This window comes from Petralouisia sp., assembly GCF_056822245.1.
In genome coordinates this window covers 26,483-53,434 of sequence record NZ_JBQIOP010000002.1, presented here as the reverse complement: position 1 = coordinate 53,434, position 26,952 = coordinate 26,483, and the positions used below count along the sequence as shown (strand labels likewise).

The window sequence follows — 26,952 nt, the reverse complement described above, 5'->3', positions numbered from 1 at the left end:
CTGCTCCGGCATCAATGGAATTCATTGTATCACAAATAAAATCAAAGGAAAAGTATTTTTCGATAGTATTTTTTCCAAATACGTGATATAATTACTTTCATATTTTCAAAAAAGGAGAGTAAAATTTATGTTGGAAAGATTTTTCAAGCTGGAACAAAACAACACAAATGTAAAAACTGAAGTCATTGCAGGATTTACAACTTTTATGACTATGGCATATATTCTTGCCGTCAATCCCAACATTCTGTCTGCTGCGGGCATGAATCCCAATGCAGTTATGATTGCCACGGCGCTGGCTTCCTTTGTGGGTACGCTGCTTATGGCATTTTTAGCCAACTACCCCTTCGCGCTGGCGCCCGGCATGGGACTGAACGCCTACTTCGCCTATACAGTTGTCATCGGCATGAGCTACACCTGGCAGGTGGCATTATTTGCAGTATTTGTAGAGGGTATCCTTTTTATTTTGCTGTCGCTGACGAATGTGCGGGAAGCTATTTTCAATGCCATTCCTACAACGCTGAAATCGGCGGTCAGCGTGGGCATCGGCCTGTTTATCGCTTTTATCGGCCTGCAGGACGCAAAGCTAATTGTACACAGTGATTCCACACTGGTGACTTACCAGACCTTCAAGGGAGAAAATTTCCACTCCATCGGCGTAGGCGCGATTCTTGCCCTGTTGGGCGTACTGATTACTGCTGTTTTACTGGTGAAGCAGGTGAAAGGCGGTATTTTAATCAGTATCCTGATCACCTGGGTTCTCGGCATCATCTGCGAGCTGCTCGGCATCTATGTTCCTTCTCCGGAGGCAGGCATGTACTCTGTCATTCCATCCGGAATTGTCAGCCTTGATTTTTCTTCTTTTACAGAAACCCTGGGCGCAGTTTTCAGAGTAGATTTCAGCAGCTTTAACATCGGAAACTTTATCATTATCATGTTCTCCTTCCTGTTTGTGGATTTATTCGATACCTTAGGCGCTCTGATCGGCGTTTCCTCCAAAGCGGACATGCTGGATAAAGACGGGAAGCTTCCCCGGATTAAACCGGCTCTTTTATCCGACGCAATCGCTACCTGCGTAGGCGCTTTATTCGGAACCTCCACCACTACCACTTATGTGGAAAGCGCTGCCGGCGTAACGGCAGGCGGACGTACCGGACTTACTGCCCTTGTCACAGGTCTGTTATTCCTGTTGTCCGTAATTTTCTCCCCATTGTTTTTAAGCATTCCTTCCTTTGCCATTGCGCCTGCATTGATCATTGTGGGATTCTATATGATGAGCGCTGTTGCAAAAATTGATTTTGAGGATATGGGCGATGCAATTCCCGCCTTCCTCTGCATTATTGCCATGCCTCTGGCTTACAGTATTTCAGAGGGAATCGCTGTGGGAGTGATTTCCTGGACAATTATCAATCTGATCACCGGCAAGGCAGGCGAGAAGAAAATCAGCATTCTGATGTATGTGCTGACCATACTCTTTATCCTGAAATATATCTTTTTATAAAATAACATGCAAAAAAGGCGGCGGGAAAATGCAAATTTCCGGCCGTCCTTTTTTGTATGATTTTCTTTGCGTATCCGCTGTTTCGGCTAATTTCCACTCAATTTATAAATTTCATAGGCCGGGTAAGCCCTGTCAAAATGGTATCCCAGCTTTTCTGCCAGTTTTACCGACCACAAATTCTGGGCATCCCAGCTTGGATACCACCCCCGCTCCATACATGCCAGAATCAGCCTTGCCCCGCAGACGGAGGCCAGTCCCTTTCTCCTGAAATCCTCTCTTGTGCCGATTTCGATTTCAATCCCTTCCCGGTACACCGTATAGGAGGAAGCCCCGGATACCAGTTCTCCCTGATAAAGCGCCGCTGCGCCCAATCCCCGGCTGCGGTAATCCTCATAGTCTGCAAACTGGGAGGTAAAGTCCACGGACCACTGGGATTTTCTGGTCTGTGCAAATATCTTTTCGTCTATCAGCTTTACTTCATACTCTCCGGCAAGACTGGCGGCTATTTTTTCCAGATGCTCTCTGTCAAAGATTCCCGGCTCCTTTTTGATGGCATACCGTTCCACCCGCCTGCAGTTTTCCCCGTATGCCTGCTCAATCTCTCTGGCCCAGTCCTCTCCTGTTTCATCCAGAGGGGGCACCATGATTACAAATTCCCTGACCTGGTTTTTGATTTCCCGTTTCACCAGTTCCCGGTTGGCTGTTCCGGCAAAAAAACAGAAATCTGCCAACAGGATTCTGGCCGCCTCCGGTCTCTGCATGCTGTCTGCCCATGCCTCGCCCATACATCCCTGCAGACAGGACCAAATCAAAGATTCCTGCCAATTTCCAAAAAGGGGAGCAATATTGTTCATCTGTTCTGTCTCTATTTTGTATATCATTATGGTTCTCCTTACTTTTTAATTCGCTAATACTATTAATAAGGGAATATACTTTTATTTTTCATCTATAGCCAGCATGTATTTTAATAATTCATCCGAAAAAATCCCATTCTCTCCCAGATAAACCACATGTTCTCCCTGAATCCGCTCCCCCCTCAGGCCATACTCCGCCAATGCCAAATCCGCCTCTTCCAGCATGGAAATATCAAACCTGCTGTCCCCTGCCGCCGCCACTGTGCCGGCCTGCACTTTCTGACGGAACCTTCTCACCGCTTCTCCTTTGCTGAGTTTTTTCGGCACCGCATACACCTTCACCCCATTAGAGAAAATCTCCAGCGGGCTTCCCCTTAAATAATCCTGCAGCCTGCAAATGGTCTGCTCTGGCCTGGCGCTTTTTGTAAACACAAACAATGCCTCAATGTTCCTGACTTCAAAATTCACATTCTCATCTGTTCCCAATACTCTTTGCGCCTCTTCTAATGCTTCCTTGCATTCAGCTACCAATTCCCTGGATTTGGCATACCAACCCAAATCCCTTTCCCCCTGAACCAGAAGAATCCCTCCGTTGCACACCAGCGCATATTCCGGCGGCTGCTTTCCCAGGCAGATTCGTTGGTACTGCTCTGTCGTTCTGGTGGTGGTAGGCACAAATAATACCTGTTTCCGCACCTGGTTCAATAACTCAGCAGAAAGCTCTGTCATATAGGAGATTTCCCGGTTCTGATAAATTTCCACACATCTTTTATGTAAGCCTATATCATATTTATAAGAATAAATCAATGTATGATCCAAGTCTGAATGAAATACCATGCTGTTTCCTCCGAGCTTTTGCAGTTACCGCAGGAAACCTTTTATATTTGGATACGGACGAAAATACAGGATTGTCCTTTCGCACACAAACTGGGCAACGTTTCGTCAAACTAACTGCTAACTTCGACTAGGGAAAGTCAGGAACGCCTTCCTTCCCAAGTCTCCGTAAGCAGTGGATTTTGACTGCACGAAGAACGCCCATAAATCGTTTGCTTAGCGAAAGGACAATCCTGCATTTTCTGTGTATTGAAATATAAATTGTTTCCTGTAATAACCGCATATATCTGAAGCATTCTTTCTGCCATCTGTTCAAATAAAATATCTCTTGCAATAAATAACGGCATTTTTCACACATCAAAAAGGTGCGCTGTCCCAAAACACACCAACCGCGCTTACGCGCGCCCGGTATGCCAGAACCCGCACACCTTCTGAGTTTCCTATCGTTCTACCACTGCCTTGCGCACCAAATCCACCGGAATCATGGTGACTGCCAACAGAACCACTGCAATCCACCCTGCAATTCCAAAGGGCACGCAGCTGAACATATTCCCAATCCAGGTAAATACCGTAAATGGCACAAGAGCTGCATTTACAATCATTGCCTGCACCAGAATAATTGTAAAAAATACCTTCAAAAATCCGGTATTCTCATTTAAGCCTTTAAAAATGCCGAATTTTTCATCCCGGACGTTAAATCCGTTAAACAGCGCACTGACAATAAACAACACAAAATATCCGGTCAAATGCTGCTCTTCTGTCTCAAACAGATTGCGGAAGAAGGGCAGCTTCAGATACAGGAAGCTGAGAACCACAAGCCACGCTCCCATGGTAACAATCTGCGCCATCATCTTTTTGCTTACAATGCTCTCATCCCTTCTTCTGGGCTTTTCATCCATATATTTCTTCAGGGCCGGCTCATTGCCAAGCATAATGGCCCCCAGACCGTCCATGACCAGATTGACAAACAACAAATGGGTTACTTTTAACGGCTCTTCCACGCCGAAGAAGGGCGCAATTGCGCTGACCACCACTGCCGCAACATTGATGACCAACTGGAACTTGCAGAATTTCAGGATGTTGTGGTAAATCGTTCTGCCATACCAGATAGCGTCTTTGATGGACTTAAAGTTATCATCCAGAATTACAATCTTACCTGCTTCCTTGGCTGCTTCCGTACCGCTTCCCATGGCAAAGCCAACGTCCGCCCGCTTCAATGCGGGAGAGTCGTTCACGCCGTCTCCGGTCATGCCTACCACCAGGTTCATTTCCTGGCAAAGCCGCACCATACGGGATTTATCTGTGGGCAATGCCCTGGCTATTACCCGGATATTGGGGATAATTTTCTTCACTTCATCATCTGACATTTCATTTAACTGGGCAGAGGAAAGGGCTTTGTCCGAATCAGTTCTCAAAAGTCCTGCATCTCTGGCAATGGCAACAGCCGTCTCCAGTCTGTCTCCGGTAATCATAACCACCTGAATTCCGGCTTTCTGCACTTCCTCAATGGCTTCTCTGGCCTCGGGCCTTACATCATCCCGAATGCCCACCAGGCCGATAATTACAATGTCCTGGTTAATCTTGTTTTCCACAAGCTCTTTTTCCGAATAGCCGAAGGCAAGCACCCTCATTGCTTTTTCAGCCAGCTCATCAATTTTCCGGTCCAGGGCAGACTTGTCAATCTCCTTAAGTTCTCCGTTTCCGTCCAGATATTTCACGGCAGAAGCAAGCAGCCTTTCCGGCGCGCCTTTATAGAAGGTTTTTCCTTCGCTGTCAATCCTTGCCTGGCTGAATTTGTTGGTGGAATTAAAGCCCTGCGCTTTAGAAACCACGCAGCTCTTATCTGCCTCCAGAGTCCGGAACGTCTCTTCCCCGATAAATTTCATCATGGCCTGGTCTGTGGCATTGCCGCCGATGACCCGGTGCTCCCCGTCAAACATGGACTGGGTATTTTTCCCAATAGCCAGATCCAGCAGCTTTTTCACTTCTTTGTGGCTGCCCAGTTCCGGAATTGGAATGGAAACTCCGTCAGCTGTAAAGAAATCCACCACTTCCAGTCTCCCCTTGGTAATAGTTCCGGTCTTGTCGCTGAATAAAATATTCAGGGAGCCTGCCGTTTCAATTCCCTCCGCCTTTCTCACCAATACGTTATGATCCAGCATTTTACTGGTGTTCTGCATCAACACCAGGGAAATCATAAGAGGCAGTCCCTCCGGTACGGCACAGACAATAATTACCACGGCCAGAGAAACGGCGTTCACAACGTCCTTAATCACCTGCTCAAACCCGATGGAGAAATACTCGGACACGCCTCCTGCCGACACAATAAAATATACGAAATACAATACTGCAATCACGATGGCCCCGATATAGCCAAAAGTGGAAATCTGTTTTGCAAGCTTTGCAAGCTTTACTTTCAGAGGAGAGTCCGGCTCATCCTCCTGCATTTCCTCGGCCATCTTGCCCATCATGGTTTTTAAGCCCACTTTGCGCACATCCAGTATGCCTTCTCCGTCAAACACCACTGCGCCCCGGAACAAGGAGTAGGAATCCACAAAGGTATCCCCTGTAATGTCCTCGGCAAGAGAGGTCTCCGGTGAAGTCTCTTTCTTCTTACACTCTTCCGCCTCTCCGTTCAATGCAGAGTTATCCACGCTTAAAGCGCCGGAAACCAGGATTCCGTCTGCAGGAATTTTATCCCCTGACTGGAGAAGCACCTTGTCTCCAACCACAACGTCATCCACATCAATCACGGCAACCATATTGTTCCTGTGAACCTTACACTGGTCTTTTTTTGCGCTGTCCTTTAATTCCCGGTATTTGGTATCGCTGGCTACCCCTGTTTTTGCTGACACAAACGCCACAATCAGAACTGCCACAATGGTGCCGAGGGGTTCATAAATCTCTGCATATCCAAAGAAAAACATCACAATCATAAGCGCTGCTATGGCAAGCAGTATTTTAATCATGGGGTCTCCGAAAGTTTCCTTGAATTCTTCCCAAAATGTGGTAGGTTCCGAATCCGGAATCTCGTTAGAGCCGTATTTCCCTCTGGAAATCTCTACTTCTTTGTCTGTAAGTCCCTGAAATTTCATTCTATGTCTCCTTACTATAAATATCTGCCGGCGGCTTCACGGCAGTTTTTACACATATCTGTTGGCTATTTCGCCGATGCTTCTGTCATTGGTTCCCTGTCCAACGGCATTGAATTTCCACTCTCCGTTGTGACGGTACACCTCCCCGAAAATCATGGCTGTCAGCCCGGAATAATCTTCCGTCAGATTATATTTGCACATTTCGTTATTATTTCTGGCATCCACCAGACGGATAAATGCATTCTGAATCATTCCGAAATGCTGCCTTCTCTCCACTGCCTGGTAAATATTTACCACAATCACAATTCTGTCGTACTGAGCGGGAACCATGGACAAATCCACTGCAATCTGCTCGTCGTCCCCATCCCCGGCTCCGGTCAGGTTGTCGCCCATATGCAAAACAGCGCCGGAATCATGACGCAGATTTCCGAAAAACACCAGGTCTTCTTTCCTTCTCACCTTGCCGCCGGTTAACAGCAGCGCAGAAGCGTCGCAGTCAATTTCCTGAGGCTTTGGCGCGAAAAGGCCCCTCTTGCGCTGCACTTCATCCCAGCCCAAGCCTATCATAATTTTGGACAATCCTGCATTGTCTTTGGACAAATTGACCTTCTGCCCTTTTTGTAAACTGATTGACATCTCTTTTTCTCCTTTACAAACTATTCCACTTCAACTCCGTAATTGGCGCACAATGCTGCCAGTCCGCCCTGATATCCGCTTCCGATGGCATTAAATTTCCATTCGCTGCCATTTTTGTACAATTCGCCGAATACTGCGGCCGTCTCAATGGAAAAATCCTCGCCCAAATCATACCGCAGCAGTTCTTCTCCCGTATCTTCCTTGTAAATACGGATAAAGGCATTGTTCACCTGCCCGAAATTCTGCCGCCGCTGCTCAGACTCATAAATGGTAACTGTAAATGCAATTTTGGTAATATTCGCCGGAACCATGGACAAATCCACTTTAATCTGCTCATCATCCCCGTCTCCCGCGCCAGTTCGGTTATCTCCTATATGCTGCGCACATCCGGATGGATGCTGCAGGTTGCCGTAAAACACAAAATCTTCGGATTTCGACACTTTTCCGGTATCCGTCAGCAAAAATGCAGCTGTATCCAGATCGAAATCTCCGCCGGTATCAAATGCATTTACATCCCATCCTAATCCCACAACAATCTTTGACAATCCCGGATTGTCTTTGGTCAGGCTTACTTTCTGACCTTTCTGTAAATTGATCGGCATATCTTTATAACCCTCCTTCATGGTCCTGTTTTACTATCTGCACGGATACGGCGGCTCAAAGCCGCCGGAGTAATATTTCCGCACCGCCTTGCTTTAAGCAACTTCTATCCCATAATGTCCGCACAAAGCCGCAAGTCCTCCCTGGAACCCGCTTCCGATGGCGTTAAATTTCCACTCTCCGTTGTGGCGGTACAGCTCTCCCACCACCACCGCAGTTTCTATGGAGAAATCTTCTCCCAAATCATACCGTATCAGCTCCTGGCCGGTGCTTTCATCTACAATCCGGATAAAAGAATTGGATACCTGGCCAAAGTTCTGCCGCCTTACATCTGAATCATAAATAGTTACTGTAAATGCAACCTTCTCCACATTGGCCGGAATCAATGCAAGCTCAATCTGGATCTGTTCGTCATCCCCTTCTCCTTCCCCGGTCAGGTTATCTCCCATATGTTTCACTGCGCCGCTGCTGTGCTCCAGATTACCGTAGAAAATAAATTCTTTCTCGGTAGGGCATTTTCCATTCTGCCCCAGCATAAACGCTGCCGCATCCAAGTCAAAATCCGCGCCGGAATCAAATGCATTCACATCCCATCCCAATCCTACCATAATCTTTTTCAGTCCGGGATTTCCTTTGGTTAAATCAACCTTCTGTCCTTTTGATAAATTAATCGGCATACTTCATATCCTCCTTATCTCTGACTATATCTAAATGCCTTTGAAATACTTTTAATACTTCTTATCCGGCATATGGTACATTTTATTGAATTCTGATTTAATATTTTCAAGTCTTGCCTGATCCTGAATCCGCTGCTGCCTTGCATTCTGCTGAATCTGCTTCGTCTCGTCAATGCCGTTTACAATGGTTCTCCAGGTGGTTTCCAATGTTTCAATTTTAATGGAGCTGCCGGAAGCAAGCTGTGCGGTCATCTTAGACTGTTCCACTGTATTCCTTGCATTTTTCAAAAGCATCTCATTGGTCTTTTCGTCCAGCGCAGACATGGCCTCGGCCTGAATCTTCTGTCTTTTCAACATAATAGCCTGTGCCAACGCCTGTTTAAAGACCGGAAGCGTAATAATAAATGCAGAATTAATTTTCCTTACCAGATTCATATTGCTGAATTCCATGGTTCTGATCATGGGAATGGACTGCATTGCCACACTTTCTGCCGTCCGCAGATCCTGGGTTCTCTGCTCTAACATCATCAATGCCTGCTGCAGACTCTGAAGCTCAAACTGAATGGAATTGTCCCCGGTAGATTCCATGTCCGCCTGTCTCTGGGCAATATATGCTTCCAGTTCCCGGCAGCCCTGTTCGCCGGCCAGAATATATTTCACCAAATCATGATAATAATTCACGTTGGCTTCAAACATCTGCTCCAGCTTGCGGTTGGACTGCTTGATCTCCGACTCGTACTGCTTCAGCTGCACATAAATCTTGTCTACCTCTTCCCCCATAGTATGATACTTGGCCAGAATTTTATCCAACTGCTTCCTGAGATTTCCAAACATCTTGCCAAAAAGCCCCGGATTTTCCTTTAATTCCTCAACGTCAAATTTAGACATAACTTTTGCCAGAGTATTCAGCATCTCACTGGAATCATCAAGCTGCGACATATTCATACTGTTTAACACCACATCAGAAGCCTTGGAAATCTCTTCCGCCGCTTCCGCTCCGAAGGACACAATCGTCTCCAGGTTGTGAACCTCGATGGCGCTGACCAAATCGTCCACTTCTGCTGAATTAGTCAGAGCGTCATTCATCTGCTGTCTGTCGGCAACAATATCATACTGTTCTACCACCTCAATCTCATTTTTGGGTTCCGGTATTGCCTGCTGCTGCGGCAGTACCGCTGTTTTGCTAAAATCAAGTCCCATATGCATCAACTACCTCTCTTAAATATTTTATCACGCCATGACTGACGTCCATTAGATGGAATTCTGCCAAAATCCGGCGTCTGCAAATCATACATATACTCGCCAATCTGGTGTTCTTCCATTAATTTCCTGTTCAGATACTTTTCAATGCTCTGATATCCGGTAGGTACCAGAAACAGTACGTCAAATCCCGCCAGATTTAAAAAGGATACCAGAATCGAATCTTCCAGAGTTATCATTTCCTCCGTGGTGTTGATATAGAGAAACTTTGGGTTCTTTTTCGTAAAATCAAACTTCTGTATCATTCTTAAAACTTCTTTTTTTAAATTCAAAATAACGGCAATAATGGCATATTCCATACCGTTTTCAAATGTCCCTTTAATAATTCTCTGTTCAATTAAAAGCTGCAGCTTGTCCAGAATATGCTCCTGTATCTCTTCCCGGAGAAATCCATAGGAATATGCAGAATGGCTTTTGATTTTGGCCCGCTGCAGCTTTCCGTTTTTAAAAAATTCTGTCACATAAGGTTTTATGGGGTTAGGCTCTGTCAAGCTGATGTAGGGAACTTTCCTGGATATCAGCGTATCTCCGGTCACCAGTTTTTTTATGCTGCTCCAGTACTCTGAAACCTCCTGTTTTACACCGGAAATCTTGGCATAAATCACCGGAAGGTTCACAACCCCTTCCACCGTACTGAAATTGGGCCGGTATTTCAACTCCTGATCCCAGAGAAGCTCAATCTCTTCATACATGGTCTGCAGAGTAACTGCATTTGCTTTATCATACTGGTGATTTCGGTACAGCCCCGAATCCTGATACATCACTGTATCCAGCTCCCGCTCTGCATGATAGGCCGCCGTTCCCATCCGTATCCCGGAATTATCCCTGGGAAAATGATCCACCGCCAGAGATTCTCCATAATTCACTTCATAGAGCAGCGGATCGTTCAAACAGCATGATCTGTTTAAATCCGGCGTTAAAATCAGCACATCCACCGGAAGCCTGGCCAAAACCCTGAGAAAGAGCTCTTCATTCTCTGTCCGGCACCCGCCCAGATAAATAAAACAGCCAATATCCGGCAGTTTCCACTGATAAAAAAGCTCCGGCTGATAGCGTTTCAGCCAACAGAGCAGATAAACCGCCTTGTTGGTCAGTTTATTCAGATTCATTCCCGGCTGCTTTGCTTCCTCTAACATAATATCCAAAAATGCCTTGTGCATTAATTTCTGCAGTTCCAGATTGGCCGTATATTTCAGATTATTGGCCGCCAAATCTGCAAGCATCTGCTCCTGCCCTGTATAGTTTTTCCGGGCGATCCCGCCGATTTCTTCCATGGCGGGCTTTGGGATTTCCTGCTCTGTAATCACAAGCCTGCGCCCGCTGTTTTTCAATTCCAACTGAAACTGATACAGTTCATTTAAGTAAGTCAGTTTATCTTCTGTGCCGTTGATGCGGATAAAACAATTGTAAAACAGGTTCGGATCGTTCCCTCTGCTTCGAAGTTCTGTTTTGACATCGGCAAGCCCTTTGCCGGAAATCCATGCATTGGTGCAGTTTAAAAGGCCGGGGGCAGGCCCATAGAGCCGCTCCCTGTTCTGCTCCTGCCTTATTTCTTCCCGCAGGCTTTTCAGTGAGAAGCCCTCTGGAAAAGCAGTCATATCCTGTCCGTTCCAGGCGCAGGAAAACTCAGAAGTTACATCCAGTTTTAAATAATTCTCATCTCCGCGATACTGTAAAAGCACAATGTCGCAGCCTGCACGGGACAGAACCGCCATCAATTTTAATTCATAATTGCTGATTTCGCCTTCATACAGAATCTTGGGAATATGACGCTCCCCCAGTTGATTCACTACACGTTCAAATTTGTAATAAAGCCAGCACATGAACTTAATATAAGCATTTTTCAGCATATTTTCATTCTTGCCTGCCCTGCGCATCCCGTCCAGGGTATCATAAATGGCCAGAGACACCTGCTCCCTCTGGTAATCCTTCATTCTCGGCAGCCACTTTTTCAGGCTTGCTGTAAAAAAGCCCGCGTTCATCTGGAAATCCATTCCCATAATTTCCCCGTAATACTCCAGCTGCTTTTCTTCCGGGTTGGGAATTCTTCCCTCGATCACAGCGCCGGAGGTCCTGGCTGCATGATAATATCTCCGGATAAATTCATGGATTTCCTGATTATATCCATAAATCCGGTAAAAATACACCCCTGATTCCCTCCGGCTCTCTGGTTCTGAAAAATATTCTTCTAAATTCCGAAGTTTCCTGTGTTCAAACATATACCTGCTTTACCTTCAATATCTGTTCATCTTATTCTTGTTCATCACATAGCCAAGGGCTGCGCCTACCAGTCCGCCCAGAATATGGGTCAGATTGGATACATTGTCCTGCACAAAAATTCCTTCATATACCTGCTGCCCGATATAAATCACCGCCACCAGAATAAAGGTCAGAGGAATCTCCCCTTCCTTCACGCAGGTAAAAGAGGACAGAAGAATCAGGGCAAACACCACGCCGCTGGCTCCCAATAACATAATCCCTGGAAAAAATACAACATGCACAATTCCTGTTGTCAATGCTGTTGCAAGAATTACAAACAGCATATTGGCCGAACCGTATTTTTCCTCCAACAGCGGCCCAACCACCAGAATCAGCGTAATATTTCCAAAAAAATGACTCCAGCCCGCATGTCCCAGCACATGTCCGAAAAACCTCACATACGCCAAAGGATTCAAAAGAGAAGAACGGTACACGCTGAAAAATACCTGATTGGCAAAACCTCTGGTAATAAAATTCAGTATCACGGCCAGAAAACACAGGATGGCAAAACTTAAGATAACCGGCGAATTAAAGGATATTTTCAGTTTTCTGTGTTCAGACATAAACAATTCTCCATTTCACATTATGTTTTATTATAAAGTTTCTTACCATATATTTCAATGCATTTTATTAAATTTTCAGATATTTAAGAATTTAAAAACGAAAGGAAGATCTTATATCTGGATACGGACATGAAAAAATCTTCAGCTTACAAATCCCTGTACAAAATTTCTTATGTATTCATATCCCACCGCCAGGTTGATATTCTGCCCAGCGTCAAAGCCTGCGGTGCTGATTCCAATGACTTCTCCATACATATTCAATACCGCTCCGCCGGAGCTTCCATTGGAAATAGGCGCCGTAAACTGAATCATATCCACACCTTCAATTGCCCGGAATCCGGAAATAATTCCATCGGACACCGAGTTAAACAGCCCCAGCGGACTTCCGATGGCCACCACCCGCTGTCCCCGAACCAGTTTCTTCTGCCCCTTATAAATGGGAAGAGGCTGCAAGTTCCGTTCAATCCGGAGCACTGCCAGATCCAGAACAGAATTATATTTAATCATCTCGTCTGTCTGATATACCTGATCGTCATCCTCAATCCTTACAGAATAAAATCTTCCCCGGCAGGCCACATGGTTATTGGTCAGAATATACCCTTCCCGGCCAATCATAATTCCGGAACCGCCGCCAATTACCTCACCCCGGCTGTCATGAATCATAATCTGCACCACAGAAGAGGCAAGCTGTGCCAGCTCCTCATAAGTCAGCTCTGTTCCCATACGCCCTGAATTCACCCGATTCTCCCTGGCGCTCAGCATTTCTCTGGTTCTTCGGTCACGTTCCGGCACCCTGGTATTTACTGCAATACGCATCTCGCCGGCCTGCGTCTTTCTTTGGACTGTATGCCCCGTCCGGATTTCCCCATCCGAAACAGGCTCATACTCCGGCACCTCATACTGACCGGGCTCTGCCGCTGTGCATTTGCGGGACAGGCCCAGCCGATCCAGTTCCGGAGAAATATCCTGCCTGGCCTGCAGCAGCAGCACGTCAAACCCCAACCGGGTAAGCAAATAGAAAAACAAATACTCCTGCTGTTTGGAAATATCCCTGCAAACCACTTTCATTGTGTTTTCCGGTTTCCAATTCCGCAAAGCCAAAGGCACAGTCTGATCTAGCCAGAACAAAACCTTTACCATAAAATTTTTGCCTATGGAGGAGCTTACTCCCTGCTTTCCCTGTTCCAACAGGCTGAGAATTTCTGCGCATATCCCGCCAAGAATCCGGCGCAATTGCTGATTTTCCATGGCTGCTTTAATCGGCGCATCCTGTTTCCCGCTGCTGAGCCAGCTTTCATAGCAGCCCCCATAAAACTCTGCGTCCTCCATGGCCGCCAGTCTGGGCAAACCGTTTAACCGGCTGTAAAATCCCTGTCCCCGGTTCATCCGCTCTGTCAAAATCTGATCCATCTGCCGGATTTCTTCCGGCATTGTCCGGCCGACTCCTGTTATTCTGAGAAAATACACATCTTTGCAGCCCTTCGAGCAGCCTCCTTTGACATTCATAAAGGCTTCCACGGAAGAAATTTCCATTACATGATACCTTGTGTTAAAATTTGTCTGCATGAGAAATCACCTGATTCCTTTGTATTTAAAATATATTTCTATTCTATCATATTTCCAGGAACAGGGGCAAGCAGATTGCCGAAATGAAATTACACTGAAAGAATCTATTGTGAAACTGTCCGTTTTCCCATATAATGTATGGTAAATTATGAAAACAGGAGTGTAAAAATGAACCATTTCCTTCCCGCCTACCGTGTTGGCCCGCTGCTCTATTGTCCGGCCAACAACGAAAGCATTGTAAACTCATTAACTCATGAAAAATTCGGCCGGCAATTTTCTCTTGCCCTGTGCCTGGAAGATACGATACAGGACGACTGCGTGGCCGACGCGGAGCAGATATTGATTTCTTCTCTTCAGGCGCTGCAGGCACGTAAGGCCCAGACCAGCTTTTTCCTGCCTGAAATCTTTATCCGGGTCAGAGCCCCTAAACAGATCAAAAGCCTGTTAGAGCGGCTTGGCAGTTCCGGAGAACTTATAACAGGCTTTAATATTCCGAAATTTTCCCTGGAAAATGCGGACGCCTATATTCAGACGTTTAAAGAAATCAACAGCCAGCGCGGCCGGCCTTTTTACATGATGCCGATTTTTGAAAGCCCCTCCATGATTCATCTTGAGCGCCGGGCTTCCATTCTCTATGCTTTGAAAGAGAAATTAGACGCCATCTCCCAATACGTGCTGAATATCCGGGTAGGCGGCAACGACCTCTGCCACATGTTCGGCTTCCGCAGGCACAGCAGCGAGTCCATCTACAAAATTCGCCCGGTGGCAGATATTTTCTCTGATATTCTCACAGTTTTCGGTATGGATTATGTTGTCTCCGGGCCTGTATTTGAATATTACAGCGGAAAAAACTGGGAATCCGGCCTGATCCATGAACTGAATGACGACAGGCTGTGCGGATTTATCGGCAAAACGGTCATTCATCCCAACCAGATTCCACTGGTAAATGAGGCATACAAGGTGCCTCTGAAAGATTACAATGACGCAAAAGCCATTCTGGACTGGGATGTGTCTTGTCCCTCTCTGGTGGCCGGCAGTATTGTAAAAGAACGTATGAATGAATACAAGACCCATTATAACTGGGCCCTGCGGACGCTGCTTCTGGCAGAGGCATACGGGCTGAAATAATCTGTTCAGGCATCTGACAGCTTCCGGATGATTCCGCAGCATTTATAATTTTTTAAGGGATAAAAAGCAACGGGCACATTTTTTTCCTCCGCCAGACGCAGAATATGCGCCAGGGAGCTCTCATCTTTACAGTCCTGCCTGACTAATATTTTCCAGGGAACCCGCCGAAGCAGCACTCTGGTGGTTTCCCCGATTCCCGGTTTTACCAGATTGATATCAGAAATGCCGAATTCCCGGGCAATCTCCTTTACTTCCTCCAAACCCGGGTTTCTGTTCCCGGCTTCCGAAAACTCCGCCTGTTCTGTTCTCCCCTCAGCTTCCGAAGTCCCCCTTTGAAAGACAAATTCTTTTTCAATGGCATGGATAAAATCATAAGACAAATCCGCTTCTTTCAGATCTCCGTAGTACACTGCGCCATGAAAATCATTTTCTCCAATGAGGTCCTGCCGCAGAACGGTCCGGCTCACCAATCCTGACACCGTACAATTCAGACAGGAGCTTGGAATCAAAATATCTTCATGGGTGCCGCAAAGCTCCGTAACTTTTGCAGGATCAGCCAGCACAGCCAACTCAGCTGAAACTCCCTGGTAGGGCCAAAGGGCCTTTTTCAGTTCTCCCAGAATTGCCCCTTTTCCAATCCATCCGTCCACAAACAGCAAATCGGTCGGCTGATATTTTTCCAGAAGAAATCTCATGGCATTGCCATCAATTCCTCTTCCGCGGATAATAGAAATGGAATAATGGGGCACCTTCAGGCCGTATTTCTTCTCAAGATACCGTTTCAGCAAAATTCCAACAGGAGTTCCCGCCCTTGCCAGCGACACAAGAATTACATGCTCCCCTTTTTCTTTTATAATCCGATCTGCCAATGTGCCGACTGCCAGCGCCGTGGGCCTGGCATAATGCTTTAAGGCTTCCTCATATGCCTCCATGTATTTTTGCGTGGGTACGTATTCCATGGGAAGCATCTCACAGTAGTGACGTCCCGCCTGTATTTCCTGTTCCCGTTCTTCCGTAGATTGGGGCTTTATCAGGCCGGTAATGTCTTTCAGCAGAAAAACCACATCATTTTCCTTATATGAAGTTCTCAATTTTCACACCACCTGACCAAATATATTTCACGGTTGCCGCAGCTATACAGCGCGCGGCTGAGAGAAACTGCCCCCGGCTGCTCCAATCCCAAACCATTTTTTCCTGGCTCTGCCCCAGGCTGCTCCGATGCTGAATCACTTCTGACTGACTCTGCATCTGGCTGCTCCAATTCCAAACCATTTTCCCCTGGCTCTGCATCTGTCAGAATCAACACCAGATCATAAGCATCCAAATCATACACATAGGTTGTACGGGCTTTCTCATAGAAGCTGGCCAGTTCATACCGTTCATGAAGAGGATATTCCTGGTGTTTGCTGACCATAATCGGACTTCGGGTGGTGGCATGGCATTTCACACAGTTTCGCATTTCCTGTATGTTCTGCGCCACGTACAGGGGCGCATACATAAATTCTTCTGTTCCCAGAACAAGGATGTTTTTTCCTTCTCCAAAAGAAATCCGTTCTTTGAGCTGACGCCATAAATTCTTGCAGGCTTTCTGGTATTCCCGGCCTTTGTGGAGCCTTCTGGCATTGATAAAGCCTGAAACCATGATTTCTTTTGCCTTCAGTTCCCATGGATTTTTTTCTGATTCTTCTATATTAAGTGACCTGTTTTTGCCAGCGTGTAAATCTTCGCGGCTGATAAACCCATTTTTGCCAGCGTGTAAACCTTCGCGGCTGATAAACCCATTTTTACCAGCGTGTAAATCTTCATGACTGAATGCTCCGTTTCCACCGAAAGACACACATTCATAATAGCTTCCGTCATTGATATATGTTTCCGCAATCTCAGAATATCCGCTGTGATCGGTTTTTACCAGATACACCAAATCAATCTGTTCTGTCTGATATCTGGCCCGGGCTTCTTCATCCATCCCGTTCAGCAGGGAAGCCGCGGCAAAGTTCAGCTTTTTGCCGTAAGTCTGGCGAATCAGACGCACAATTTTCCCAATGGTGTTTCCGGTAGTCACCTCATCTTCCACAAAAACAATCCGGTCTGTCTGAGCAATTACCTGATCCAAATCATTTTTTACTACCTTCTGTTCTGCTGCATGGCTGTGGGATTCGCTGAAATACAGGTACTCCGCACCCGGAAGATTCTCCCGGGTGGTCTGCATATAATCTGTGTCAAGCCTTACCGCCAGTGTTTCTCCTATGGCTGTGGCAGTTTCCGCAAACCCTATCAAAAGCAGCCGTTCCCCTCTGTAACGCTCCGCCGTCAAATCTGCCAGAGCTGAAAACATCTGAAAAGGCTTATCAGGGCTTATGGGAACATGTTTTCCCTGATATCTGTTGACCACCAGAAAGCTACGCTTTGTATTGTGTTCCCGTTTGGCTATGGCTATAATTTTTTCTGCATTCATGAAATCCTCCATCTACCGAATACGCTCCACCCAGATTTTTTTCCTGAAAATCACAAGGGAAATCCCCAGCCTGACACATTCTTCCAGAGATAAGATTATATACACAGGCGTAATCGGCAGCTTCCAGACAAAAGCCGCCAGAATCCCCAAAGGAACTCCAAATATCCAGGTTCCGATCAGATCGATCCACATGATATATTTTGTCTTTCCTCCGCTGCGGATAATTCCTCCGCCCAGTATCATATTCAGCACCTTTACAGGGGCAATCACAGCAATCGCAAGAAGCAGGCTCCTGGTAAGTTCCTGAACTTCAGGCTCCACATGATAAATTTTCACATAAAAGGGACTGACTGCCGCAAGAATAAGAGACAGCATAAGGGAAAACGCCAGACCGTATTTCATCAGCTTTTTGGACTCTTCATAGGCACGCCCGAAGGCTCCCGCCCCGAGAGATTTCCCAATCAGGATACCTGACGCCTGGGCCAGACCGCTTAACGCGCCTATCACAATCGTCTGCACCGGAATAGTCATTGTCATGGCAGCGCAGGCGGCTGTTCCTATATTTCCATAGACAGCCGTATACACATTTTCCCCCAGGCTCCACAAAAATTCACAAATCAGCAGCGGACCCAGAATCTTAAAATATTGCCATTTGAACTCTCCGTCCTGTGCTCTCCTGCCCTGATCTAAAGGACGTCCTGCATGTTCCCGGCAGCAAACCTCCGTCTCCCTGGAACGAACCGTCAGCTTCATTCCCCGTCTCTTCTTATTATGCAGGAAAAACAGAAAAATGACAATACAAGAAATTATCTGGGCCGCCACAGTTGCCAGGGCCGCTCCCGCCACTCCCATCTTTGGAAACATCCATTTTCCAAAAATCAGCAGATAATTCAGCCCGGTATTGCATACCAGCGCAAAAATGCCTGCATACAGAGGCAGGGCAGCGGCTTCCATGCACCGAAGCATGGTTGTCAGCATGGAGCTGACCGCCATAGGAAGAAAAGATATGGCCAGAATACGCAGATAGTTTACCGCCAGTCCTCTGGCCGCTTCATCTTTTGTATAAACTGCCATAATATTTTTCCCAAACACCATACAGATCACCAAAAACGCTGCCGCTAGTCCCACAGACAATGCCAGATTGCTCCAAAAGCTCCGGCCTGCAGATTTCTCATCGTTTCTTCCCAAATACTGTGAAATCATAATTCCGGCCGCTGAAGCAACGGCTCCCAGAACCACGGAGTAAAGAGAGGCAAACTTCCCGCCCAATCCAATTCCGGCTATACTGCCGCTGCCAAGCTGTCCGATCATCACCTGATCGATTACACTGAAAGAGGACTGCAGCAAAGATTGCAGCGTCACAGGCAGGGCTATTTTTAACACCGCCTGTTCAAAGGAAGGTTTCTCTTTCATCTGAACCCTCCTCCCTGTTTAATTTCTTTACACTTTTGCGTTCCACAAGAAACACCGGCAGTTTTACAACAATCCGCTCCTCCGTTCCCATTTTCAGATTCTTCAAAACGGAAATCGCGGCCTTTGCCCTGTCAGACGCGTCCTGCCTTACTGTTGTAAGCCCGGGCATACAATAATTGCACAAAGGGCTGTCGTCAAATCCCACAACTGAAAGGTCCTTCGGCACGCCAATGCCCCTTTCCTGCAGATAACGGATGAATTCCACTGCATAAAAATCAGATACCGCAAATACCGCCGTATGCTGCAGAATCTCTGCTTCTTGCTGCCGGTATACTTTCAGCCGCTCTGTTTTCTCAAAAGGAATTTTCAGAAAATCAACCCCGTTTCCTCCCAATGCGTCCCGGCATCCCTCCATCCGTTCCAAATCTACGCATATACAGTTATCGGAAATACAGAGGACTTTCCTGTGGCCCATACGCTTCAAATATTCTCCCACCTGGCGGCCGCCGTCATAATTGTCTATTACCAGATTACAGATTTTGGGGGTTTCCTGAAAATATCCGTCATATACCACAAAAGGGATATGCATGGACTCCCGCAATTTCTGATAATCCTGTTCGCAGAACCCAAGGAGTACCAGTCCGTCCATATTCCACATGGATGCAAACCGCAGGATTTCATTCCACTCAGTCGTTACCTTTACCATCATAAAATAACCTGATGCATCAATTTCCCTGGCCAGTGCATTAATGGAGGCTGATATAAAACCGTCCTCCAGAACATGCCCCTCGTATTTTTCATGATCGTTGACTACAATGCCAATGATTTTAGAATTGTTCTGTGCCAGCAGAATGCCCGCCATATTGGGAATGTAGCCGCTTTCTTCAATAAGCTCCTGCACCCGCTTCACTGTTTCATCCGATATTTTTCTTGTTTTTCCATGAATCACATTGGAGACGGTTGCTGTGCTGACGCCCAGCTTATCTGCAATGTCTGAGATTCTGATTCTTGCTTTTTCCACGGCTCTGCACTTCCTTTTCTAAAAAATCACCCAGCCTGAATTTTATTACCTGTTTTCGCCAAATGATTTTCTGCGTTTTCAAAAAAACAAAACCCACCTGCCAAATCATCTGGCTACGGGTATAAGTATAGTAAAAAGGAAGCTGTTTTTCAAAGGTTAAATGCATAACCCAAACCAAAAAATACAGAAAATTTTTATCTAAATTGTATACTTTTCCAACAGAATTTTAAAAAAGGAGCCTGAGCGTTCTGTACCGGATAAAAATCAGATACCCTACAGCCGCAGTCCCACTGAAAAAAGCCGGAAGGAAGCCCGCCTCTTTGTGCAGCTTCCCTCCGGCGCCTGTTTCTTCCCGCCGTTTTATTTTACAAATTCTTTTACTTTTTTATAAATTCCCTGGCCGTCCAGTCCGTATTTTTCCAGTAATTCCAATGCCGGGCCAGACTCGCCGAATACGTCATATATGCCGATTCTGCATACGGGTACCGGTGCGTGCTCACAGAGACATTCACACACCGCGCTGCCCAGGCCTCCAATGACAGAGTGTTCCTCCGCCGTAACCATTTTTCCTGTTTTCTTTACAGAATTCACAATGATTTCTGTATCCAGGGGCTTAATGGTGTGGATATTGATTACCTCCGCGCTGATGCCCTCTGCCGCCAGTTTTTGTGCCGCCTCCAGAGACGCCGCTACGCACAGGCCTGTTGCTGCAATGGTGACATCCGTGCCTTCCCGCAGCAGGATGCCTTTTCCCAGTTCAAATTTATAATCCGGATTCTCATTAATCACCGGAACGGCAAGTCTGCCGAATCTCAGATACACCGGGCCGTCCAGTTCATATGCTGCCCGCACTGCCGCTTTCGCTTCAATCACATCTGACGGGTTGATTATCGTCATGTCGGGAATTGTCCGCATCAACGCGATATCCTCGTTGCACTGATGAGAGGCTCCGTCCTCCCCAACGGAAATTCCCGCATGGCTTGCCCCAATTTTCACATTCAGGTGGGGATATCCAATGGAATTTCTCACCTGTTCATATGCCCTGCCTGCCGCAAACATGGCAAAAGAGCTTGCAAAGGGCACTTTTCCAGTGGTTGCCAGACCTGCTGCAATTCCCATCATATTCGCCTCTGCAATTCCGCAGTCAATGTGACGATCCGGAAATTCTTTTTGGAATACGCCGGTTCTGGTGGCTTCCGCAAGATCCGCATCCAGCACTACAATATTGTCATGCTCTCTTCCCAGTTCTACCAATGTGCTTCCGTAACCCTCTCTGGTTGCAATTTTCTTTACTTCCGGCATAATGCTTCACCTGCTTTCTCCAATTCTTCCATGGCAATCTTATATTCTTCATCATTTGGGGCCTTGCCGTGCCATCCGGCCTGATTTTCCATAAAGGAAACGCCTTTTCCTTTGACGGTTTTCAATATGATAGCCGTGGGCATTCCCTGTATCTCCCTTGCTTCTTTGAAAGCCGTCCGCAAAGCGTCAAAATCATTGCCGTCCTCCACATTGATCACATGAAAGTTAAATGCCCTGAACTTTTCATCAATGGGGTATGGAGAGCATATATCGTCAATGTTTCCGTCAATCTGCAGTCCGTTGTTGTCCACGATCACAATCAGGTTGTCCAACTTTCTGTGTCCTGCTAACATGGCTGCCTCCCAGACCTGGCCTTCCTGGATTTCCCCGTCGCCTAAAAGAGTGTATACCCGGTAGCTGTCATTACTTATTTTAGCAGACAAAGCCATTCCCACTGCCGCTGAAACTCCCTGTCCTAAAGAACCGCTTGACATATCAATCCCCGGCGTATGCTGCAGACAGGGATGCCCTTGAAGATAGGAGCCGATTTTGCGCAGTGTTTTCAAATCCTCCACCGGAAAAAAGCCCCTGTGCGCCAGGACAGAATAAAGCCCCGGCGCCGTATGCCCTTTGGACAGCACAAAACGGTCCCGGTCTGCTTTTTGCGGATCTTTTGGGTCAATATTCATTTCTTCAAAATACAGGTAAATGTACACCTCTGCTGCTGAGAGAGAGCCGCCGGGATGCCCTGCTTTGGCGGAATGAACGGCGGTAACGATTCCCTTGCGGACTTCGTTGGCCAATTTCTGAAGTTCTAAGTTATCCATGTATCTATCTCCTTTTTCATTTTCTGACAATTTCTACGAAATGCCTGCTTCCTCTGAAAGTTCTGAAGTACTGCCGGAAATTTCTGCTGTCTATTCACCGAAAACTGCTTTGTAATCTTTCTGAAATTTTTCAATTCCCTGATCTGTCAGGGGATGTTTTGTCATCTGCTCAATCACGCTGTAAGGAATGGTGGCAATGTCTGCTCCTGCAAGGGCGCAGTCATTTACATGAACCGTATTGCGGATGCTTGCTGCAATAATTTCTGTCTCCAGTCCGTAATTTTCAAAAATCGTAACGATATCTTCAATCAACTGGATTCCCGGCTGACTGATATCATCCAGCCGGCCTAAAAACGGGGATACGTAGGTTGCGCCTGCCCGGGCTGCCAAAAGCGCCTGATTTGCAGTAAAAATCAGCGTCACGTTTGTCTTGATTCCTTCTGCTGAAAGCACCTTCACCGTTTTTAACCCTTCTACGGTCATGGGAATCTTGACAATCATGTTGGGATGGATGGCTGCAATTTCACGGCCTTCCTGAATCATGCCTTCCGCATCTGTGGTTGTGGCTTTTACTTCCCCGCTGATGGGACCGTCTACAATACTGGTGATTTCCTTGATTACCTCGTTGAAATCCCTGCCTTCTTTGGCAATCAGAGACGGGTTGGTGGTTACCCCGCAGATGACTCCCATATCATTAGCTTTGCGGATATCTTCTACATTGGCCGTGTCGATAAATAATTTCATATTTTCCTCCTTTTGTATACATAACATCTGTAATGTTCCGTTTGCTTCTGTCTCCTATTTTACACGAAACAGAAGGTGAAATACAAATTTTTCTCAGACTTTTTAACTATATCATGTTTCGCCCTTTGTTAAAAGATGGAATATGCGGAAAATTTATTTTCCCGGTTCAAACATGCTCCATATTCTTTTCCAAGCTCCCTGAGCACCTCCTGCTCCAAATAGTTTGTCAGCTCCAAAGCGTCCGCCTCAAACAAAAACTGCTTCATATTTCAGACAAATTACGTCATACTGATTCAGATATTCCCAAAATTTCTCATCCTGCGTAATCTTTCGTCCTGCAAACAGCTCTCCTGATTCTGGCCGAACTGTGTGAATTCCGGCATAAGGACAATACTGCGGCGCCTTCATCTGCTTCTATTATATGAAAGCTAATGGAAATTAACAAGATAAATTTCATAACAATTTCCTACTTCTTATTTTCCACTGCATATAATTAAAATTTGCCTCTGTAAAATAGCATTTCTCGCACCTCTTCAGTTCCTTTATGAACAGATTATTTATTAGTTAGCATCTCCATTATGCGCCTATTTTAGTAAACGATAAAAAAGTTTTTCAAAACAAATGGTAATGCAGGCTACAGTATGCTATAATAAAGCATGTTTAAAATATTTTTTAGAGCTCAAATCCAATCATAACCAAAAACATCATACAGCAACTTAAAGATAGAGGAAAAATAATGAATATTAAAATTTATGACGTCCAATTTGATGACGTAATCAAAAGTTACTACGTAACTGCTGGTATTGATTATGAATATGCATTAAAGAAATTAGTCCCTTTAATTGACAAATTAGAATTTCAGCGGAATCCTCTTAGGGCTTCCTTTTATAAAAGACTGGAAGAGGACATTCAATCTGGCTGCATCATGCCAAATATAACCGTTGCAATTAAAACCAGCAATATGAAATTAACAACAGCAGATGTCACAGAAAAATATATTGACGACAACTTAGGCACTGCTTTTATTTTGGATGGAATTCAAAGACTGAATACACTGAATCGTATAAACCAGTTTAAATTAGATATGAACCGAACATTATACTGCAATATACTCATAAGCAATTCTATGGATCGGCTGCTATATCGGATGATTACTCTAAACAATGGTCAGCGGCCCATGTCCGCACGGCACCAAATTGAAATTTTAGCCGGCAATATATTTGATTTTGATTCCCTACCAATTTTAGGAATTACAGAAAAAGAAAAAAGAGCAAAAAAGAAAAAAGATGAAGAAGGGATGAATAAGGAAAGCCTCATCAAAGGATATTTAGCATATATCAGCAATTCCATAAACATCGACAATCAAAAAATAATTGAAGAAAAAATGAATGAATTGATTGCCGATAAAATTCTAAATTCTAACATTGCTGATAAAAACGGCGAATTTCAAGATGTTATCAACTTTATCTCTAACATGTTAGAAGACGAGTATTTATATAACTGGTTTAAAGTTGTAAACAATTTTATCGGTTTTTCTGCCGCTATGAATATTGTTTTTAACCAAATTCAAACATTAGGAAAAGATGCATTAAAAGATAGCATCCTGTTATTTGAAGAAGTTTTTTCAGCGATTGACGTATCAAAAGTCAAACTTGGAATGGCACGGCGAAGAATGGTAAAATATTATTTTGAAAATTACAGTACTTTTTCTAATTATGGATATTCTGATTTATTGGATATCATTTCACAGGAGTTATAATATGAAGGATATACAAAAAGGAATCTTTATTTATGAAGATTATTTAGAAGATGTGCAAATTGCCTCGCTGCCGACAGAATTAGCGATATCTGACAGAATTTCTAACGAAGCCGTATTGATTCGCCTATTGCTAGGAACATTGCATATTAAATACTTTGTTGGGGAACGCCAGAGAGCACTGGATCAAAAGAACAATTATTCCATACCTGGAAGCATTGAAAACGATATGCTTGCAGAAGAACGGATCAAAGACTTTTTCTCACTTGAAGAATTCGATAACACCGAAAAAGAAAGTATAAACAAATATCTAAAATTTAATAGAAGAAATCATTTTATCCATGAAGAGCTTCTTTCAGAACTTACAAACGCTATTATATGGCAGAAACAATCTCCAATAGAATCTTTCGTACATATTTATAGGACACTGGAATTTATGAGTTACTCTTTTCCGCTGATTTATGCATCTAAGTCTATGGATTACAGAGGTTCTTACGAAAAGCTAAAAAAGTTTATGAGCGGAGATTCTGATGGTGAATTAAAATTTTTTAAAACATTTTTAAAAGAACTATTCAAAGACAATATCTTATATGCCTATGAATTTGACATTCTCTTTCCCAGTGACAACATCAATCTTATTCTGGCAGAATTGCAAAGAGTAATTTCAGAAAATTATTATATTTTTGAAGGTGAAACAATGAAAATAAAGTTCGCAAATGTAGCTGATTTGCTTATCACATTGCGTAATCGGTATTTCCATATGTTGATTGGAAAAGGCACCGATAATTTCTATGACATTCGCTATGACAAAAGAGAATTGTTTTCTGTTATGAATCCCGTATTCATCAATTGGTTAACGATGATTTACAAAGAAATCGTAGTTTATTCCGCCGGAATAATCATATAATGAAGCAACACATTATGCATAAGCTCCCCTTCCAGCACACAGGTATTATAAAATATATTTACGATTTTGTACGATGGATTACTTATAAAATTATTTAAATCAGCTTCAATATATGAAGGGATTGTATTTGAGAATAGCTTAAACATAACCTTCCTCCTTCTCTCATAATATGAGTTGAGTATAACTTTTATTCCTAACGGAATATCATCATCACGGCTCAAAACTTTTTAAAACAAAATCCAGACAAGAAAAACCCGGAGAGGATTCCCTCAAATCATCCCCTCCGCAGCCTGCCACTCAGGAAAAGTCCCGCACCAGTATTTCACTTTTTTCCAAAAATTCCTCAATGGTAAAAAATCCCAGCCGGGACAGAAGCTCCTGCACAAAAGGATTCTCTAAGGGCGTCCGATACTCTGCCGCTTCGCCGTAACGCTCCACATTCTTTCTCCCTTCTTCTTTTCCAATGAGGATTTTCGGCCCGCCCACGCAGCCGCCCACGCAGCCCATGCCCTCAAAAAAATTGGCCTTTGTCTCTCCCTTTTTCAGCCGTTCAATCATTTCCCGGCAGGCCGGCACTCCGTCTGCCTGTTCTGCGCAAACCTCAATTTTCCGCTTGGGATTCAGCTGTTTTACCGTTTCCTTCACCGCCTCGCTGACGCCTCCTGTTCTGGCATATATCCGCCCGGCCCGGGAGGAATGCTCCTTCTCGTCCTCTCCCAGCTCCTCCGGATGAATATCCGCCGCGTCAAACATATCCTGCACTTCCTGAAACGTCAGCACATAGTCCACTGCGTCTGCAATATCCGGTTCCCTGGCCTCCTTTTTCTTGGCCATGCAGGGGCCCACAAACACTGTGACAGCCTGGGGATGCAGTTTCTTCACCACACGGCCCGCCGCAATCATCGGCGACACTGCGCCGGGCACATGAGGCATCAGTTCCTGATATACCTTCCGCAGCATGGCAATCCAGACCGGACAGCAGCAGCTGGTCAGCTGATAATCCTGTTCCCTCTGAATATTTGCGTCAAATTCCAGCGCTTCCTTCAGCGTTAAAATATCGGCAAATACCGCCACCTCGATCAACCCCTGAAATCCCATGGCTTTAAATGCCGCCCGCAGCTTTCCGGTAGTAACTTCTCTGCCGAACTGCCCTAAAAAAGCCGGAGCCACAAGGACGTACACCTCCCGCTCTTTACTCCGAACGGCCCTGAGCACCGGAACCACATCCTTATTGGCCGCCAGTTTCTCCAGTCTGCAGGCTTCCACGCAGGCGCCGCAGCCGGTGCATTTTTCTTTGTTGATACGGACTTTTCCCGTTTCATCCTGTTCAAAGGCGTCAAAAACACAACTGTTTTCGCAGGCTCTCTCATAAGCGCACTGCTCACATTCTTCTGCAAATATCACCGGCGCGTGACGCTCCGGGTGAAGCAGGCAGTCCATATGATACGGATCATAATCTCCCTCCAGTATACGTCCCCGTCCTGCTTCCTGTTCCAGAATGTCCAGATACAATTGGTGGAATGTTTTCATTTTCGTTTCCTCATTTCTGTTTTTCAT

The 26,952-nt window shown here is 45.4% G+C and carries 22 protein-coding genes; 4 read left to right on the top strand and 18 right to left on the bottom strand.

All coding sequences use genetic code 11. The features are described 5' to 3' along the window. The first annotated feature begins 127 nt into the window (after window positions 1–127). Window positions 128–1,498, top strand: coding sequence for an NCS2 family permease (locus ACTO17_RS01185; protein ID WP_482556583.1), 1,371 nt, complete (start codon window positions 128–130; stop codon window positions 1,496–1,498). Window positions 1,499–1,584: 86 nt separating this feature from the next. Here ACTO17_RS01185 and ACTO17_RS01180 read toward each other — a convergent pair whose 3' ends face one another. From ACTO17_RS01180 to ACTO17_RS01135, 10 genes are all read right to left on the bottom strand, one after another. Next, on the bottom strand, window positions 1,585–2,379 hold the full coding sequence (locus tag ACTO17_RS01180) for a GNAT family N-acetyltransferase (protein WP_482556582.1): 795 nt from the start codon (window positions 2,377–2,379) through the stop codon (window positions 1,585–1,587). A gap of 54 nt (window positions 2,380–2,433) precedes the next feature. Beyond that, window positions 2,434–3,189 (bottom strand): HAD hydrolase family protein, encoded by a 756-nt coding sequence (locus ACTO17_RS01175; RefSeq protein WP_482556581.1) that lies wholly within the window; start codon window positions 3,187–3,189, stop codon window positions 2,434–2,436. A 437-nt stretch (window positions 3,190–3,626) separates the two neighbouring features. Continuing rightward, on the bottom strand, window positions 3,627–6,281 hold the full coding sequence (locus tag ACTO17_RS01170) for a calcium-translocating P-type ATPase, PMCA-type (protein WP_172537602.1): 2,655 nt from the start codon (window positions 6,279–6,281) through the stop codon (window positions 3,627–3,629). A gap of 48 nt (window positions 6,282–6,329) precedes the next feature. Beyond that, window positions 6,330–6,917 (bottom strand): TerD family protein, encoded by a 588-nt coding sequence (locus ACTO17_RS01165; RefSeq protein ID WP_172537601.1) that lies wholly within the window; start codon window positions 6,915–6,917, stop codon window positions 6,330–6,332. A 20-nt stretch (window positions 6,918–6,937) separates the two neighbouring features. Beyond that, window positions 6,938–7,519, bottom strand: a complete 582-nt coding sequence (locus ACTO17_RS01160) for a TerD family protein (protein ID WP_172537600.1) — start codon at window positions 7,517–7,519, stop codon at window positions 6,938–6,940. A 93-nt stretch (window positions 7,520–7,612) separates the two neighbouring features. Next, on the bottom strand, window positions 7,613–8,194 hold the full coding sequence (locus tag ACTO17_RS01155) for a TerD family protein (RefSeq protein WP_172537599.1): 582 nt from the start codon (window positions 8,192–8,194) through the stop codon (window positions 7,613–7,615). A gap of 51 nt (window positions 8,195–8,245) precedes the next feature. Further along, a complete protein-coding gene (locus ACTO17_RS01150; RefSeq protein WP_172537598.1) occupies window positions 8,246–9,394 on the bottom strand; it encodes a toxic anion resistance protein in 1,149 nt (382 codons plus the stop codon). 5 nt (window positions 9,395–9,399) lie between these two features. Beyond that, window positions 9,400–11,673 carry a YceG family protein gene (locus tag ACTO17_RS01145; RefSeq protein WP_482556580.1) on the bottom strand — a complete coding sequence of 758 codons (2,274 nt, stop codon included), beginning with the start codon at window positions 11,671–11,673 and terminating at the stop codon, window positions 9,400–9,402. Window positions 11,674–11,688: 15 nt separating this feature from the next. Further along, window positions 11,689–12,276 carry a rhomboid family intramembrane serine protease gene (locus tag ACTO17_RS01140; RefSeq protein ID WP_482556579.1) on the bottom strand — a complete coding sequence of 196 codons (588 nt, stop codon included), beginning with the start codon at window positions 12,274–12,276 and terminating at the stop codon, window positions 11,689–11,691. A 141-nt stretch (window positions 12,277–12,417) separates the two neighbouring features. Continuing rightward, on the bottom strand, window positions 12,418–13,842 hold the full coding sequence (locus ACTO17_RS01135; protein WP_482556578.1) for a S1C family serine protease: 1,425 nt from the start codon (window positions 13,840–13,842) through the stop codon (window positions 12,418–12,420). A 168-nt stretch (window positions 13,843–14,010) separates the two neighbouring features. On the opposite strand from ACTO17_RS01135, the gene ACTO17_RS01130 reads away from it, so the two are divergent. Further along, on the top strand, window positions 14,011–14,970 hold the full coding sequence (locus ACTO17_RS01130) for an HpcH/HpaI aldolase/citrate lyase family protein (protein WP_482556577.1): 960 nt from the start codon (window positions 14,011–14,013) through the stop codon (window positions 14,968–14,970). Window positions 14,971–14,975: 5 nt separating this feature from the next. On the opposite strand, the gene ACTO17_RS01125 is transcribed toward ACTO17_RS01130, so the two are convergent. From ACTO17_RS01125 to fsa, 7 genes are all read right to left on the bottom strand, one after another. Next, window positions 14,976–16,061, bottom strand: a complete 1,086-nt coding sequence (locus tag ACTO17_RS01125) for a cysteine protease StiP family protein (protein WP_482556576.1) — start codon at window positions 16,059–16,061, stop codon at window positions 14,976–14,978. Continuing rightward, entirely contained in the window at window positions 16,058–17,425 is a 1,368-nt protein-coding gene (locus ACTO17_RS01120) for a phosphoribosyltransferase domain-containing protein (RefSeq protein WP_482556575.1), read from the bottom strand. Before ACTO17_RS01120 ends, ACTO17_RS01125 begins: the two co-directional genes overlap by 4 nt. 12 nt (window positions 17,426–17,437) lie before the next feature. Beyond that, window positions 17,438–18,838 carry an MATE family efflux transporter gene (locus ACTO17_RS01115; protein ID WP_482556574.1) on the bottom strand — a complete coding sequence of 467 codons (1,401 nt, stop codon included), beginning with the start codon at window positions 18,836–18,838 and terminating at the stop codon, window positions 17,438–17,440. Beyond that, window positions 18,816–19,859, bottom strand: a complete 1,044-nt coding sequence (locus tag ACTO17_RS01110) for a LacI family DNA-binding transcriptional regulator (RefSeq protein ID WP_482556573.1) — start codon at window positions 19,857–19,859, stop codon at window positions 18,816–18,818. Before ACTO17_RS01110 ends, ACTO17_RS01115 begins: the two co-directional genes overlap by 23 nt. Before the next feature lie 360 nt (window positions 19,860–20,219). Then, complete coding sequence (locus ACTO17_RS01105) at window positions 20,220–21,161, bottom strand: transketolase family protein (RefSeq protein WP_482556572.1); 942 nt, start codon at window positions 21,159–21,161, stop codon at window positions 20,220–20,222. Further along, window positions 21,149–21,988, bottom strand: a complete 840-nt coding sequence (locus tag ACTO17_RS01100; protein WP_482556571.1) for a transketolase — start codon at window positions 21,986–21,988, stop codon at window positions 21,149–21,151. Before ACTO17_RS01100 ends, ACTO17_RS01105 begins: the two co-directional genes overlap by 13 nt. A gap of 90 nt (window positions 21,989–22,078) precedes the next feature. Further along, window positions 22,079–22,732: a fructose-6-phosphate aldolase gene (gene fsa, locus ACTO17_RS01095; RefSeq protein WP_482556570.1), complete on the bottom strand. Its 654-nt coding sequence runs from the start codon at window positions 22,730–22,732 to the stop codon at window positions 22,079–22,081. Between the two features lie 736 nt (window positions 22,733–23,468). Here fsa and ACTO17_RS01090 point away from each other — a divergent pair. Both ACTO17_RS01090 and ACTO17_RS01085 read left to right on the top strand, forming a co-directional pair. Beyond that, window positions 23,469–24,491, top strand: a complete 1,023-nt coding sequence (locus ACTO17_RS01090; RefSeq protein WP_482556569.1) for a hypothetical protein — start codon at window positions 23,469–23,471, stop codon at window positions 24,489–24,491. A gap of 1 nt (window position 24,492) precedes the next feature. Beyond that, complete coding sequence (locus ACTO17_RS01085) at window positions 24,493–25,395, top strand: hypothetical protein (RefSeq protein WP_482556568.1); 903 nt, start codon at window positions 24,493–24,495, stop codon at window positions 25,393–25,395. A 297-nt stretch (window positions 25,396–25,692) separates the two neighbouring features. Here the strand turns inward: ACTO17_RS01085 and ACTO17_RS01080 are convergent, their stop codons facing one another. Then, the gene (locus tag ACTO17_RS01080) at window positions 25,693–26,925 is read right to left on the bottom strand and encodes a [Fe-Fe] hydrogenase large subunit C-terminal domain-containing protein (protein ID WP_482556660.1); all 1,233 of its coding nucleotides are present in this window, start codon (window positions 26,923–26,925) and stop codon (window positions 25,693–25,695) included. Window positions 26,926–26,952 lie beyond the last annotated feature (27 nt).

Excerpts from the sequence above, each read along its gene's own strand:
- ACTO17_RS01175 (WP_482556581.1), bottom strand. The coding sequence starts at position 3,189 with ATGGTATTTCATTCAGACTTGGATCATACATTGATTTATTCTTATAAA.
- ACTO17_RS01085 (WP_482556568.1), top strand. The coding sequence starts at position 24,493 with ATGAAGGATATACAAAAAGGAATCTTTATTTATGAAGATTATTTAGAA.
- ACTO17_RS01145 (WP_482556580.1), bottom strand. The coding sequence starts at position 11,673 with ATGTTTGAACACAGGAAACTTCGGAATTTAGAAGAATATTTTTCAGAA.
- ACTO17_RS01170 (WP_172537602.1), bottom strand. The coding sequence starts at position 6,281 with ATGAAATTTCAGGGACTTACAGACAAAGAAGTAGAGATTTCCAGAGGG.
- fsa (WP_482556570.1), bottom strand. The coding sequence starts at position 22,732 with ATGAAATTATTTATCGACACGGCCAATGTAGAAGATATCCGCAAAGCT.
- ACTO17_RS01165 (WP_172537601.1), bottom strand. The coding sequence starts at position 6,917 with ATGTCAATCAGTTTACAAAAAGGGCAGAAGGTCAATTTGTCCAAAGAC.
- ACTO17_RS01155 (WP_172537599.1), bottom strand. The coding sequence starts at position 8,194 with ATGCCGATTAATTTATCAAAAGGACAGAAGGTTGATTTAACCAAAGGA.
- ACTO17_RS01135 (WP_482556578.1), bottom strand. The coding sequence starts at position 13,842 with ATGCAGACAAATTTTAACACAAGGTATCATGTAATGGAAATTTCTTCC.
- ACTO17_RS01140 (WP_482556579.1), bottom strand. The coding sequence starts at position 12,276 with ATGTCTGAACACAGAAAACTGAAAATATCCTTTAATTCGCCGGTTATC.
- ACTO17_RS01090 (WP_482556569.1), top strand. The coding sequence starts at position 23,469 with ATGAATATTAAAATTTATGACGTCCAATTTGATGACGTAATCAAAAGT.
- ACTO17_RS01105 (WP_482556572.1), bottom strand. The coding sequence starts at position 21,161 with ATGCCGGAAGTAAAGAAAATTGCAACCAGAGAGGGTTACGGAAGCACA.
- ACTO17_RS01185 (WP_482556583.1), top strand. The coding sequence starts at position 128 with ATGTTGGAAAGATTTTTCAAGCTGGAACAAAACAACACAAATGTAAAA.
- ACTO17_RS01120 (WP_482556575.1), bottom strand. The coding sequence starts at position 17,425 with ATGAATGCAGAAAAAATTATAGCCATAGCCAAACGGGAACACAATACA.
- ACTO17_RS01160 (WP_172537600.1), bottom strand. The coding sequence starts at position 7,519 with ATGCCGATCAATTTACAGAAAGGTCAGAAAGTAAGCCTGACCAAAGAC.
- ACTO17_RS01130 (WP_482556577.1), top strand. The coding sequence starts at position 14,011 with ATGAACCATTTCCTTCCCGCCTACCGTGTTGGCCCGCTGCTCTATTGT.
- ACTO17_RS01080 (WP_482556660.1), bottom strand. The coding sequence starts at position 26,925 with ATGAAAACATTCCACCAATTGTATCTGGACATTCTGGAACAGGAAGCA.
- ACTO17_RS01180 (WP_482556582.1), bottom strand. The coding sequence starts at position 2,379 with ATGATATACAAAATAGAGACAGAACAGATGAACAATATTGCTCCCCTT.
- ACTO17_RS01115 (WP_482556574.1), bottom strand. The coding sequence starts at position 18,838 with ATGAAAGAGAAACCTTCCTTTGAACAGGCGGTGTTAAAAATAGCCCTG.
- ACTO17_RS01150 (WP_172537598.1), bottom strand. The coding sequence starts at position 9,394 with ATGGGACTTGATTTTAGCAAAACAGCGGTACTGCCGCAGCAGCAGGCA.
- ACTO17_RS01100 (WP_482556571.1), bottom strand. The coding sequence starts at position 21,988 with ATGGATAACTTAGAACTTCAGAAATTGGCCAACGAAGTCCGCAAGGGA.